This is a genomic window from Brevibacterium salitolerans (assembly GCF_039531405.1).
GTDB lineage: Bacteria > Actinomycetota > Actinomycetes > Actinomycetales > Brevibacteriaceae > Brevibacterium > Brevibacterium salitolerans.
On sequence record NZ_BAAAPZ010000009.1, the window covers coordinates 1 to 12,874 of the forward strand.

General features: G+C 64.8%; 15 protein-coding genes and 1 pseudogene. 11 read left to right on the forward strand and 5 right to left on the reverse strand.

The genetic code is table 11. The features are described 5' to 3' along the window. Window positions 1-248: 248 nt before the first annotated feature. Window positions 249-815, reverse strand: a complete 567-nt coding sequence (locus ABD240_RS11945; protein ID WP_217781467.1) for a TetR/AcrR family transcriptional regulator — start codon at window positions 813-815, stop codon at window positions 249-251. A 130-nt stretch (window positions 816-945) separates the two neighbouring features. On the opposite strand from ABD240_RS11945, the gene ABD240_RS11950 reads away from it, so the two are divergent. Then, window positions 946-1,926, forward strand: a complete 981-nt coding sequence (locus ABD240_RS11950) for an NAD(P)-dependent alcohol dehydrogenase (protein ID WP_344337437.1) — start codon at window positions 946-948, stop codon at window positions 1,924-1,926. Between the two features lie 287 nt (window positions 1,927-2,213). Here ABD240_RS11950 and ABD240_RS11955 read toward each other — a convergent pair whose 3' ends face one another. Next, window positions 2,214-2,819 carry a TetR/AcrR family transcriptional regulator gene (locus tag ABD240_RS11955; protein ID WP_344337439.1) on the reverse strand — a complete coding sequence of 202 codons (606 nt, stop codon included), beginning with the start codon at window positions 2,817-2,819 and terminating at the stop codon, window positions 2,214-2,216. 74 nt (window positions 2,820-2,893) lie between these two features. Here ABD240_RS11955 and ABD240_RS11960 point away from each other — a divergent pair, with 74 nt between their 5' ends. Continuing rightward, entirely contained in the window at window positions 2,894-4,201 is a 1,308-nt protein-coding gene (locus tag ABD240_RS11960; protein WP_344337441.1) for an ABC transporter ATP-binding protein, read from the forward strand. Between the two features lie 2 nt (window positions 4,202-4,203). On the opposite strand, the gene ABD240_RS11965 is transcribed toward ABD240_RS11960, so the two are convergent. Continuing rightward, window positions 4,204-4,608 (reverse strand): M23 family metallopeptidase, encoded by a 405-nt coding sequence (locus tag ABD240_RS11965; RefSeq protein ID WP_344337443.1) that lies wholly within the window; start codon window positions 4,606-4,608, stop codon window positions 4,204-4,206. Between the two features lie 572 nt (window positions 4,609-5,180). Here ABD240_RS11965 and ABD240_RS11970 point away from each other — a divergent pair. From ABD240_RS11970 to ABD240_RS12000, 7 genes and pseudogenes are all read left to right on the forward strand, one after another. Next, entirely contained in the window at window positions 5,181-5,606 is a 426-nt protein-coding gene (locus ABD240_RS11970; protein WP_344337445.1) for a hypothetical protein, read from the forward strand. Beyond that, window positions 5,603-5,962: a transcriptional regulator gene (locus tag ABD240_RS11975; RefSeq protein WP_344337447.1), complete on the forward strand. Its 360-nt coding sequence runs from the start codon at window positions 5,603-5,605 to the stop codon at window positions 5,960-5,962. Before ABD240_RS11970 ends, ABD240_RS11975 begins: the two co-directional genes overlap by 4 nt. After that, window positions 5,959-6,603, forward strand: a complete 645-nt coding sequence (locus tag ABD240_RS11980) for a GNAT family N-acetyltransferase (RefSeq protein ID WP_344337449.1) — start codon at window positions 5,959-5,961, stop codon at window positions 6,601-6,603. The genes ABD240_RS11975 and ABD240_RS11980 overlap by 4 nt, the downstream gene beginning before the upstream one ends. 60 nt (window positions 6,604-6,663) lie before the next feature. After that, a pseudogene (locus tag ABD240_RS11985) lies at window positions 6,664-7,860 on the forward strand (IS3 family transposase). A gap of 121 nt (window positions 7,861-7,981) precedes the next feature. After that, window positions 7,982-9,007: a flavin-containing monooxygenase gene (locus ABD240_RS11990; protein ID WP_344337451.1), complete on the forward strand. Its 1,026-nt coding sequence runs from the start codon at window positions 7,982-7,984 to the stop codon at window positions 9,005-9,007. Window positions 9,008-9,183: 176 nt separating this feature from the next. After that, window positions 9,184-9,450, forward strand: a complete 267-nt coding sequence (locus ABD240_RS11995; protein WP_344337453.1) for an SH3 domain-containing protein — start codon at window positions 9,184-9,186, stop codon at window positions 9,448-9,450. Between the two features lie 76 nt (window positions 9,451-9,526). Next, complete coding sequence (locus ABD240_RS12000; protein ID WP_344337455.1) at window positions 9,527-9,934, forward strand: VOC family protein; 408 nt, start codon at window positions 9,527-9,529, stop codon at window positions 9,932-9,934. Window positions 9,935-9,951: 17 nt separating this feature from the next. On the opposite strand, the gene ABD240_RS12005 is transcribed toward ABD240_RS12000, so the two are convergent. Both ABD240_RS12005 and ABD240_RS12010 read right to left on the reverse strand, forming a co-directional pair. After that, window positions 9,952-10,557 carry a response regulator transcription factor gene (locus ABD240_RS12005; protein WP_344337457.1) on the reverse strand — a complete coding sequence of 202 codons (606 nt, stop codon included), beginning with the start codon at window positions 10,555-10,557 and terminating at the stop codon, window positions 9,952-9,954. Beyond that, on the reverse strand, window positions 10,554-11,582 hold the full coding sequence (locus tag ABD240_RS12010) for a sensor histidine kinase (protein WP_344337459.1): 1,029 nt from the start codon (window positions 11,580-11,582) through the stop codon (window positions 10,554-10,556). Before ABD240_RS12010 ends, ABD240_RS12005 begins: the two co-directional genes overlap by 4 nt. Between ABD240_RS12010 and ABD240_RS12015 the strand changes: the two genes are divergently transcribed. Continuing rightward, entirely contained in the window at window positions 11,581-12,285 is a 705-nt protein-coding gene (locus tag ABD240_RS12015) for a hypothetical protein (RefSeq protein ID WP_344337461.1), read from the forward strand. The genes ABD240_RS12010 and ABD240_RS12015 overlap by 2 nt on opposite strands. A gap of 34 nt (window positions 12,286-12,319) precedes the next feature. Then, window positions 12,320-12,799: an SAM-dependent methyltransferase gene (locus tag ABD240_RS12020; RefSeq protein ID WP_344337463.1), complete on the forward strand. Its 480-nt coding sequence runs from the start codon at window positions 12,320-12,322 to the stop codon at window positions 12,797-12,799. The last annotated feature ends 75 nt before the right edge of the window (window positions 12,800-12,874 follow it).

Here is a 12,874-nt window from a genome sequence, read left to right on the forward strand (position 1 = left end):
GCCCGGTCGCATTCGACGGTTCTGCGCGGCTGTCAGCTGTGCAGAGGTTGCTTCGTGCCGGAACTCGGGTGAATTTCGTTTCTCGAACTGAACCTCTGGGCGTGATCCCGCTGACGAGGGCTTTCGAACGACCGCCTTCATGGCGTGCTCTAGACGATCAGGGAGAATCACCAGATCTGTCTCCGGTCAGCCACCCAGGTGATCCGGGAGCGGCCGACAGCGGGCTGTCGCGCCTTCGCGCGCATGGGCTATGGGTGACGGCGCAGGCCTTCGGTGATGAGCGTGATGTACCTGCGGCAGCGGGCCCGGATGTGAGGACCACCGCCAACCGCGATGGCGCGAACACCGGTGAGAAGCAAGGCGATGTCCCCGCTGGTCAGATCGGGGCGGGCCTCGCGGGTGTCGCGCACCCGGGCGGCAAGGCGCTCGAGATCCTGCCGCACGTGACGGTCGAATCCCTCGAGGAGCGGCGCGGACCGGTCGCTCGTCGTGATGAGGCTCGCAAGGCCTGGCGCAGCCAACTCAAGTTCGACGACTGCATCGAGCGCCTTACCGAGCCCTCGCCACGGGTCCGAGGTTCTGGCGGCGTCCGCGAGGATGGCCAGGCAGTGCTCGATCTCGTGGCCGAACACGGCGTCGATCAGGTCGGAGCGGGTGGGAAAATGCCGGTATAACGTGGCCGTGCCCACACCGGCGTGGCGTGCGACCGCGGCGGCCGACACCTCGAGCCCATGGTCGGAGAACGCCGCGCGAGCTGCGTCGACGATGCGAACGCGGTTTCGACGCGCATCCGCTCGATTCATCGACTCGGCCACGACCTCACCTCCGATGCGAGAGACCGAACAGGAGTACGCTCCCACTTTACCGGAAAACGGATAGGCCTGCCCACTTCCGCAGTACCTTTGCTCCGGAAGGTACGAACGACTCAGGGAGTGTGAGATCACGATGACGATGGCAGCAGCGGGCTTCCGCCGCTACGGCGGACCCGAGGTCCTGGAGGTCATGCGGGTCGCGATGCCGGCGGCGGGCGCAGGGCAGGTTCTCGTCAAGGTTGAAGCCAGTTCCGTCAACGGCGGCGAGATTGCCCAGCGGCGGGGCAAATTGCGTGCACTCGCCCGGGTAAGCCTGCCGAGGTACGTTGGCATCGACTTTGCAGGTGAGATCCTCGCGCTGGGGCCCGGCGTCACCGAGTTCTCGATCGGGGACCGGGTATGGGGAACCGTCGACGAGCGCGGCTCGGTGGGCGCGGCCGCAGAGGCGGTGGCGATCGATACGGGCCGGGTTTCCCGGATGCCCGAGGGGTGGAGCGCAGCGGACGCGGTCAGCGTGCTGGCCGGGGCTGCGACCGCAGTCGTCGGGCTCCGGGACAAGGCCCGGCTGCGGGCCGGCGAACGACTGCTGGTGCGCGGCGCCTCCGGCGGTGTGGGCAGTGTCGCCGTGCAGCTTGGCCGTATGTACGGTGCACACGTCACCGCGCTGTCCAGCCAGTCGAGTGAACAGTTCGTCCGAGGACTCGGCGCAGATGAGGTGATCGACTATCGCACCTCCCTCGACGCCATCGGGACCTTCGACGTGGTGTTCGATACGCGTGGAACTGATCTGTGGGAACTGCGGAAACACCTCGCGCCCCGCGGACGGATGGTCGCAGTGTCATTCGACGTCGATCGCAAGGCGCGGAGCCTGGCCGGTATCGCCGCGTCGAGCATCTTCGGTGGCCGCCGCATACGCTTCTTCCTCGGGCACCCGACCGCTGCACTCATCGGTGAGGTGGCTCGGTTGGCGGAAGACGGGCACCTGCAGCCGATCGTCGATGAGGTCTATCCTCTCGACCGCATAGGTGACGCTCACGCCAGGCTTGAGGCCGGCGGGGTGCACGGCAAGGTTGTCCTCGTCGTCGAAGAGACGGCGTCGGGGGCAGTGGACTGACCGGTAATTCGTTGCCGGGGACAACGGATTCGGTCCGGCATCGTTGACGCCATCTCGGGTCTGGGTTCCGGAAGGGGTGATGGCGTACTTGACGGCCCCCACATACCGCATGACCGCCCACCGAGACTGGAAGACCTGTAGAACCCAGAGGTTGTTCCGTACCGGAACTCGGTTGAGTTCCGCTTCAACGTGTGATCAGAGCCCAGGCCGCATACCGTCCCGGTCGCCTCGTGACGAAGTCGCCGGGTTGGGGTGATGTACGAAAATGCCGGAGGACTCGTGCCGCCTCAGACGGTTGCCGGGTCCGCGGCCACGGCCTTGAGCAGGCTGCGCAGAGCCTGGGCTCGTACGTCATGCGCGGGCATGGTCGCCGGCGCGCCGGACTGTGCGAGGTGGCGTGCGGAATAGAGCGTCGCCCACAGCAGGCCTTCCACCCAGGAGGGCCCAAGCTGCGGATCGATCGAGCCATCCTCGTGTCCGCGGGTGACGAGATCGGTCAGGCGCTCGTCGTCTCCCTCGTCGAGTTCCGCGATCTCGGCAGTCGCCGTCTCGTCCTCCTGCGTCGCCGCGGTGAGACCCATCCCCATCCACCAGGCGAGAATTTCGAGCCGCTCCATCAGCTCTAGACACACACGACGGAAGGCCTCCAGGCCGGTGTCTTCCTCGGTTCGCGCCGCCGAGAAGGCCTCCTCGTAGTTCGTCATGACGAAGGCGGAGATCGCCGTGGTCAGCGACCGCCGGTCGGGGAAGTGTCGGTGCAGGGTGCTGCGGGCGACACCGGCCCGCTCGGCCACCTTGCCGAGGGTTGCGGACGCATCGTCGGAGAGCACCTCGATGCCGGCGAGCAGGAGAGCCCGGCGGGTACGTCCGCGGACGGCGGTGTGTTCAGCCATGTTCGTACTCTACATGTGTTCTGTTGCGGGGCGGGCGTTGCCTAAGATGGGACATATGTGTTGCACTAGTGGGCATGAGTGACGCACAACCCTTCCACCCTGCAGACGCGGCGGTCGCCGCTTCTCACGCCTCGGAGGCCGCCGACTCGCAGGAACCGGAGGTCCGCACCTTGCAGCGTCTTGGCATCCTGTGGTCCTTTGCCCGGCCCTATCTCCACGTCCTGATCCTCGGCTTGGTGCTCTCTATCGCGGTCTCTGCCATGGGTCTCGCCAGCCCGATGGTCACGAAGTGGGTGCTGGACACTCTTGCCGTCGGCGGGTCGCTGCGCGACCCGGTGCTCGTGCTAGTCGGGCTGCTGATCGTGGGTGCCGCCGTCAGCTGGTTCCAGTGGGTGATGCTTGGTCGCCTCGCTGAGGACATCGTGTACGACGCACGCAAGCGCATGATGCTGCGCTATCTCGGGGCGCGGGTCTTCGCGCTGCTCTCCCGTGGGCCCGGCGAGCTCGTTACCCGTGTCACCTCTGACACGGTGTTGCTGAACCAGGCAGCGTCGACGTCGATCATCGGTCTGATCAATGGCGGGATCGTGATCATCGGCTCCCTGGTGCTGATGGCCCAGCTTGACCTGGTGCTGTTGGGCACCACTCTGGCCGCAGTCGTGGTCGTGTTCGTGATCTTCGCGGTGCTGATGCCGCAGATCTCGAAGGTGGAAGAGAGAGCGCAAGCCGCCCTCAGCGCCCTCGGGTCCGAACTCGAGGGCACGGTGCGGGCGATCAAGACAGTGAAGTCCTCCTCCGCCGAACCGCGGCGGTTCAGGTCGTTGATGCACCATGTGACCGAATCCCGCCGGTTCAGCATGAAGTCGGTGCGGATCCAGGCCGGGGCATGGACCGTGGCCTGGATCGGCCTGGACGGTGCGGTGATCCTTGTGCTGTCTTTGGGTGCCTACCGGGTCTCCGCCGGGGACATGACGGTCTCGGCCCTGGTCGCCTTCCTGCTCTACGTCTGGGGGCTGACCGGGCCACTGATGGAGCTCACCCAGAACCTCACCACTCTGCAGTCCGGCATCGCCGCGGCCGGGCGCATCGCCGAGATCGAACGGATGGAGGTCGAGTCCGAGGAGGCGGACATCGCGATTATCGGCGAGCGGGACGATGCCCGCCTGCGTGCCGCCGAGCGGCAGGTCGACACCGAGCGGATCGCCAAGACCCGCGACTCCATCGACGACGACACCCCTGCCGTCGAGTTGCGCGGCGTGTCCGTCCGGTACGCACCCGATGTCGAGGTCGCCCTGAACGGGCTGAGCCTGAGCGTGCCGCGCCGTGGGCACGTTGCCCTGGTGGGGCCGTCCGGTGCGGGGAATACCACATGTCGTGTTTGACGCTACCAATCGCTGATGTCGATGACGTCTCCGTTGCGCGGGAGGGTTCCCCTGAACGTGAGGGGCACGGTGATGGCGCGCTCGATATAGGGGGTCGTGTTCGCTTGGATGTGAACGTGCGGCTCGGTGCTGTTGCCGGAGTTCCCGCACCGCGCGAGCACGTTGCCTCTGTGCACGTGCTGTCCCGTCTGGAGTTGCACGCTGCCTTGTTGGAGATGGCAGAGGGCGACCATGACGCCGTCGGCCTCAATGAGTACATGGTTACCGGCAGGTGTGATCCACCCTGCTCGGGTTCGGCGCTGCTGGGTGAGGGCGTAGCCGATAGGCGGTAGTCCGCGGTACGCGGGGTGGTCGGGTTCGGTGTCGTGCGCGGCGGCGATGATGCCCTCGACAGGTGCCAGGAGCATGCGCCGAAGCCCGGGAACTTCTTTGCCGGTTCGGGGCGTATGAGTGAACTGAACGTAATGGGTGCGGTGCGTCTGGCGGCGTCGGCGGGAACGAAGTCGATGGCGTAAGACGTGGCCAGCAGCGCTGTTCCGTGGCTGGGCACTCGGTTGGCGGGGCTGTTCTGGACGAGACACCTGCCCGTGAACGGGTACTCCAAATCGATAGAAGCAGCCACAAGGCTCCTTTCCATCGTCTGCTGTCAGTCCCGCGCACGGGACCCATTCCAGTACCGTTGCGTATTGCCCATACTCCCATCGTCGAGGCAGCGGTGACCGCCGAGTCAGTCGTTCTGATTCCGAAGGTCAGCCGCACCACAGGGACCAGAACCTACGTTCTGGTCCCTCACGGCGTGGAGTGTCGCGGTGTGCGTCGTGCTCGAGCGGGTCGTGGAGATGCCGCGCCCGCTGAGCCGTCGTGTCAGCTCCTGTTGGGTGTGCTTGGCTTCGATTGCGCCCGGCGGCGTCGCCCGAGGGAGGCTGAGGAGCGTCGTGTCGCTCATCCATGTTCGCTTTACGTCTACTAAAGTGGTTGCATGCCTGATAACCAATTCTCTGTTGATGATGCTTCTCGTCTTGTCGTTGCGGGCGAGAAGACGGCGCTCCAGGCGCGGCGCGCGACGCGGTGGTTTCGTGTGTTCGTGGTCATGCAGGCGGTGTACGCGCTAGCGTTCACTGTGTCGATCGATGTGGCCGGAGTGGACTATTGGAAGGCGTTCGCGCCGTTCCTGCTGGTGACGATGTGCATCTGGATGATCGCGCTCTTGCACCGGCAGTCCGCGCCGCGGCACGGCCTGCGGAACATGGGCATCGCGGTGGCGACCTGGTTCGCGCTCTACACGGTGATGCTCGACCCGGCACTGCAGCTGTTCGGGCTGTCCTCGCCGTGGTGGTGGGTGCTGGCCGGCGTGATCGCTATCGGCCCGATCGTGGCGTGCCTGTTCGCGAGCTCGCGCCGATGACCGACTCCACGTCGAGCGGCCACCCGAGGAAGGACCTCGACACCCTCATCCATTCCCCGGTGCGGTTCTCCCTGCTGGCAGCGCTGCGCAACCTGGAGGACGTGGACTTCCGGTTCCTCGCCGATCTACTGGAGGTCAGCGACTCCACGCTCTCCCAGGCCCTGACCGTCTTGTCAGAGGCAGACCTGATATCGGTGCGCAAGGAACCGGTGGGCAGGCGCACCCGTACCTGGGTGGCGATCACCGACACCGGCCGTGAGGCCTTCGCCCGGCACCTGGCGACCCTGCAGGCCATCATCAGCTCCGGCACCACCGACCCCAACAACGCCGCAGACCCTCAAAGAAGTGACCGATGAACATCACCATCCTCCTGGCACGCCGAGGCGACCTCGATCCTGCCGCCGATACGCTCGCTTTCGCGTTCGAGCAGTACCCGTGGACCCGGCACGTCATCCCCGAGACCGGATACACCGCACGACTGCGTCAGCTGCAGCTCCTATATCTCGGCTACGCCCACGCCCACGGCCTGGTCGCCGTGACCGAGGACCTGGCAGGGGTCATCGCGTTCCTGCCTCCGACTGCTCCTGAACCGGACACGGAGATGATCGAGCAGATCATCCGGGCCCATGGCGACCGGATCGACAGGATCACTCCTGGTGAACCGCCGGCAGACGCATGGCGGTTGGAGACTCTCGGCGTGCACCCGGACCGGCAAGGACGCGGAATCGCCACGGCGCTACTGACCTTCGCGCTGAACGAGGTCGCCGACCGGGGCGGGAAGCAGGTGGTGCTCGACACCTCGGACCCGCGTAATGTCCGCCTGTATGAGCGTCATGGTTTCCACGTCGCCGCGCACACCCCAGGAACCGATGGCCCACCGGTGTGGACGATGCACGCCACCATCGAAAGACCACCCGGCCATGTGACGTCGTTCCCCGCATCCGCCGAAGCCGCTTTGAGCCAATACCTGAAGGCCACCAACACGCATGGGGGCTGATGCAGGGATGGGTGACAACTGATCTGGCTCGGTCGCCCCGGGCCTGGAAGGATTGTCATCATGCCCAAGCCTTATCCAAAGGAGTTCAAAGAGGACGTGGTGCGCGTTGCTCAGCAACGCGATCATGACGTCACGATCGCTGAGGTCGCTAAGGACTTCGGCATCCATGAAGGCACGTTGACCAAGTGGATGCGCCAAGCCGATCTAGACTCCGGCAACACCGAGGGGCGTAAGCCTGGCCCCACCACAGATGAGAAGTCCGAGCTGGCTGTTGCCAACCGCAAGATCCGGCGCCTCGAGCAGGAGTTGGAGGTGATGCGCCGGGCCGCTGCCTACTTCGGCCAAGCTCAGATCCCGTCAAAATGAAGTACCCGCTCGTACGCGATCTCGCCGCTTCAGGAATCCCTGTGGTAGTGACGTGCCGGGTGCTGAAGATCGCCCGCCAGCCCTATTACCGGTGGCTGGCCAACCCCATCACCGATGCTGAGTGGGATGAAGCCCATCGGCTCAATGCCCTGATTGATGCCCATCGGGATGATCCTGAGTTCGGGTACCGGCACCTGGCCGATGAAGCAGCCGAAGCCGGGTACCCCATGGCCCACCGCACTGCCTGGCGGCTCTGCGCCTCCCAGGAGGGTGTTCTCGGTGATCAGCCGCCGCAAGAAGGGCAAGGGCACCCGCCCAGGACCACCGGCCCACGATGATCTGGTGCAGCGTCAGTTCAGCACCGTGAAGGCGCTGAACGAGATCTGGCTGACCGACATCACCGAACACCACACAGGTGAGGGCAAACTGTATCTCTGCGCGGTCAAGGACGCCTGCTCACGCCGGATCATCGGCTACAGCATCGACACCAGGATGAAGGCATCCCTGGCAGTTAGAGCGCTGAACAACGCCATCGCCACACGCCGCCGCACCGGGGCTGATGTGGCCGGATGCATCGTCCATTCCGACCGAGGATCTCAATTTCGAGCGAAGAAATTCCTTCGCGCATTGGAACACCACAGCCTGGTCGGATCCATGGGCCGAGTCGGCGCCGCCGGGGACAACGCGGCCATGGAGTCCTTCTACAGCCTGCTGCAGAACAACGTCCTCGATGCCCAGCCGTGGCGGACCCGAGAGGAGCTGCGGCTGCGGATCGTCCGGTGGATTGAGAGGACCTATCACCCAAGGAGGAAACAGAAGGCTCTGGGGAAGTTGACCCCGATCTCCTACGAGGAGAAACTGCTCACGCAGGCGCTGACATTAGCGGCCTGACCAGGAAACCCAACCTGTCACCCGTTATTGCATCAGCCCCCCGGATGTGGCTTCGTGTTGGCGTAGGTAGGATGGTGTGTCGTGAAAAAAGCTCGGTTCGGAACGTCTCGATGTGGCGGTCGTGGGAGCAGGACAGGCCAGTCTCGCGCTGGGGTACTACCTGGCTAAGGCCGGATTGAGGTTCCGGCAGTTCGACGCCTCACCGGCCGTGGGTCATTCTTGGGCGAGACGTTGGGACTCGCTGAGATTGTTCACTCCCGTTCGTTATGACTCGCTTCCCGGTCTCCGCTTTCCCGGCGAACGCTGGTCTCACCCGAGTAAGGACGAGGTAGCAGAATATCTGGCCGCCTATGCACTGCACCACGACCTTCCCGTTCAGCTGGAATCGCCTGTGGTGCGTCTTGCCGGCGGACCGGGCGAGTTCCGTCTCGGTTTTTCCTCTGGGCAGGGGATCGATGCAGACAGCGCCGTCATCGCAACCGGTGCTTTCGGGAAACCTTTCATCCCTCCGCTGGCCGCATCGCTCGGACCGCAGGTACCACAGGCTCACTCAGACGCCTACCGGAACCCGCGGCAATTTCCTGGCGATTCCATAGCCGTTGTCGGCGGTGGCAATTCCGGCTTTCAGATCGCACATGAACTTGCTACTCACGGTAAGCGCGTCGTGCTTTCCGAGGGGGTCCCGCTTCGTACCCTCCCTCAACGGGTTCTTGGGCGGCATCTCTTCTGGTGGCTGACCGCATCCGGGCTCATGGGGGCTTCTGGAACGTCATGGATCGGGCGGAAGCTGCGAGCCAGTGAACCGATCATCGGAACAATCCGGCGAAGCCTGCTGGATGCTGGAGTGACATTTCGCCGGAGGACCTCGGGCGCTGAGGCGAATCGGCTGACATTCGACGATGGTGGAAACTGCACGATCGAGGCGGTCGTCTGGGCCACTGGGTACCGCCACGATGACACCTGGATCGGCGTTCCTGGCGCGCTCGACGACGATGGCGTACTGCTTAACGATAACGGCGTGACGCCGGTGCGAGGACTCTTCACTCTAGGCAGGCCGTGGCAGCGCGACCGTGGTTCTGCTCTGCTGGGTTATGTTCACCGGGACGCTGAAGGTCTCGCAGCGCGATTTACCGGTTCGACTGCTTAGTCACACTGCTTCGCTCAGGTATTTGAGCACACTGATCCATCACGGTGACACCCCAGCAGCCTCGCGCGTAGCGCAGAGGCTGCGGTTCGTGAAAAACTAGTGTCATGCGCTGTGTGTTGACGGCTGACCATGCGACCTCCGAGCGTTCCCCGCTGACGGTAGCTAAAGGAGATACCGTGCAGGTCGGCGACCGGGATGAGGAGTGGCCGGCGTTCGTGTTCGTGATCGCCGCCAACGGATCAGGCTGGGTGCCGAGCCGGTTCATCGACATCGACGGTCAGACCGGAGTCGTCCGCGAAGGATACGACACTACGGAGCTTCCTGCCCGTAAAGGCGAGTACGTCGAGGTCCTGCGCGACGACGCCGAAAGTAGATGGTCCTGGTGCCGCAACGGCGATGGCCGTGAAGGATGGATACCCCACAAGGTCCTCGGCATCTCTTAGGCCTATCCCTGTGTTGGACACTTTCCCTGACGCAACAGCTTCAGAACTCCACGCTCCGGGACTGGAAGGACCACACATGAAAGCGACCCATGGCGCTTTGCATCATGTCGAGCTGTGGGTGTGTGATCTCGTCGCCGCCGAGCGCAGCCTCGGGTGGCTGCTGCTGGCCCTGGGATACCAGGAGTGTGATCGCTGGAGGCAGGGTGTCAGCTACAGACTCGGCACCACTTACATCGTGCTGGAGGCGAGCCCTGCGGTGAGAGGTGATCATGATCGTATGCGAGCCGGGCTGAACCACCTCGCTTTTCACGTGCGCACCGCCAGTGAGGTGGAGTCGCTGGTACGTAAGGCGGCGGGCCGGGGGTGGGCGCTGATGTTCGCCGATCGGCACCCGCATGCGGCCGGCCCTGACCGGTATGTGGCGTATCTGGAGAACCTCGCCGGGTTCGAGGTCGAGCTCGTGGCGATGGACATGGATGCCTGAGTGGCCAGGTGTGCCGGTCAGATCCAGTTCTTCTTGCGGGCGTAGCTGGCGGCGTCTTGGCGTGTTTGGGTGGCGGTCTTCTGGATGGCGCTGGAGAGGTAGTTCCGCACCGTCCCAGCGGACAGGTGAAGGGTGTCGCTCATCTGGGCGATGGTGAGTCCGCGCAGGGTGCACTCGAGGACGTCCTGCTCGCGTTCGGTGAGCGGGCTGTCGGAGATCATCGCCTGGACGAACAGCTCGTTGTCGATGTGACGCCCGCCTTCGACCAGTGTCTGGAGGGCGCTTGCGATGACAGGCGGTTCGGTGTCCTTGCCGAGGAATCCTCGCACGCCGGCTCGTAGCGCCGAACGTAGCGTGCCGGGTCTGGCGTGCCGGGTCAGGATGAGCACTGCCTGGCCGGGATCTTCCCGGAGGATCTCATGCGCGGTGGGGATCCCGTCTCCTTCTGGCATGTCGAGGTCGAGGATCACCGCATCGGGGCGGTGCCGCTGGACCTGCCGGAGCGCCTCCTCCCCGGTCGCGGCCTCTGCGACGACCTGGATGTCTCCTTCGGCGGGCAGCAGCACCTTCAGTGCGGAGCGGATGAGGTTCTCATCGTCGGCCATCACCACCCGTATCGTCACGGCGCCCCCTCGTCCGTGAAGCTCACCTCGACGGTGAACACGCCGTTGTCCGCTGTCGCTGAGAGCTCCCCTCCGCTGCGTGCGACCCTCTCGGCGAGGCAGCCCAGTCCCCGTAGCGGTGGCCGTGCCGGGGTGGAGCCCGGGACGCCGTCGTTGCGAACGACCATACGATCCGCGGCGATGGCGATCTCGACGGATCTGGCTTTTGCGTGACGGACGATGTTCGTCACGGCCTCCCGGAGGGTCTGAGCGAGTTCGCTGGCGTGGGGCGACTCGTCGGGCGGGATCGCCGCGTCGACGTCGACGCTCTTCACCCCCACGGAGAGGAGGAGTTCCCGAGCGTTGTGAATCTCGGCAGCCAGATCGAGCGTGTGCGTGGCGTTGGCCAGCCGCCTCCCTTGTGCGATCGCCTCGGCGGCGAGGTGCCGGACCTCGTCGAGCTCGCGCACCGCCGCGTCGATGTCGGTTGTCAGCAGTTGCGCGGAGACCGCCGCTTTGAGCTTGATCGCGTGGAGACTGTGGCCCTGGATGTCGTGCAGGTCGCCGGCGAACCGGTCCCGCTCGCGAAGAATGGACAGTTCCCGTTCCTGATCTTTCGCGCGTTCGAGGTCCAGCACCAGCTGCCGTTGCTGCTCCGCGTCGAGGATGGAAGCCACCCAGATTCCGGCCATCAGCAGCAACAGCGTCGCCGTACGTATCGCGGTGTCGAGGTCGCCGAGGAAGGCCAGCGCCGACGATGCGACCATCGCTAGGACGACAGTGGCCCATCGGGCGCGGCTTCCGGGTTTGCGGACCAGCCATACCCCAGCGCAGATGCCTGCCGCGGCGGAGCCCGCGGCGTTCCCTCCTGAGACGGCCGCCCAGGCGAACGTGACGAACCCCGTCAAGGCGGTGATACCGATGAGCTTGGGTGCCGGTTCGCGCCAGAACAACAACAACGCAGCCAGCGCGAGACTCGGCACCACCAGCAGCGCCGCGCTCAGGCCCGGAGCCGTCAGCGCGGTGACGGTGACGGTGGCCGCCATGGCCACCGCATACGACCTGAGCATCCACCTGCGTACCCGTGCCTGGGCCCCACTCGGCAGCGCACCTTCATTTCCCATACCCGACAAGTTTACGTTTCCAGGCGAAGACGCATGCGGAAGAAGCCATGACATCACGTCACATGTCGTGCTGACATCACGGCACTACAGGAAACGGTGCTGGGTCGTGAGAGTGGATATAGAACGCCGAGCCATCGTCAAGGTCTGGAAGGAAACGCACGTGTTGCAGGACGTCATTCTCCAAGTGCAGCAGTTCGTCGATACGCTGCCAGCGCCGCTTCAGGTCATCGCGCTTATGGTCATAGCCGTCGTGCCGATCTTCGAAGGGGATGTCGCAGTCGCGATCGGTCTGGTCACCGGTGTGTGGTGGCCTCTGGCTCTTGTCACCTCCGCCGCGGGGACAGGTCTGGCGACGGTCGTCGCGGTCGCCGCCGGCGCGAAGCTCGGGAGCAAGCGCACCAAAGGGGAACGCGAACAGCGCGTCCTGGCCCGCGTCGAGAAATGGGGCATCCCCATCGCAATGCTGTTAGGCGGCTTCTTCTTCAGCGTCACGATCAACGCCTTCGTCATGAGCGCGGCCGGCCTGAGCCGCACACTGGTCCTCACCTCAGGTATCGGCACCGCGATCTTCAACACGCTCTTCGTCGCCGCGCTCACGTCAGGGTTCCTGGCACTTATATTCTGAACAGCAGGTCCAGACGAGGAGCACAGGACACAATATGTCGATCGAGATGACGCCCATCGGTGTCGTTCACAGCACACGGACCGACGCCGCCGATGATGCGTGGGACTCGGAATCAGCGACCATCCATCTCGACGGCGACCTCTTCTCTCCCGAGGCGCTGCAAGGTCTGGACTCCTTCAGCCACGCGGTCATCGTCTACGTCTTCGACCGCGTCCCGCCGGGGAACATCACAACCGGGGCCCGGCACCCGAGGGGGAACGAGTCTTGGCCGAAGGTCGGCATCTTCGCCCAAAGGGGCAAGAACCGCCCCAACCGCATCGGTGTGACCACCGCGCGGATCATCGAAGTCGACGGCTTGAGAGTCACCGTCGAGGGCCTCGACGCCATCGACCGGACGCCAGTGCTCGATATCAAGCCCCACATGGCCGAGTTCGCACCACGCGGCACTGTGTCTCAACCGCAATGGTCGAAAGAACTCATGTCCGAGTACTGGCAACCAACCCGGCCCCAATAGCACCCCAAAGCGGCTCTTCGGACATCCGGTGGGGGGGCGCGCCGGGTGAGGTTCGGCGGGTAGGGGTCGAGGTCC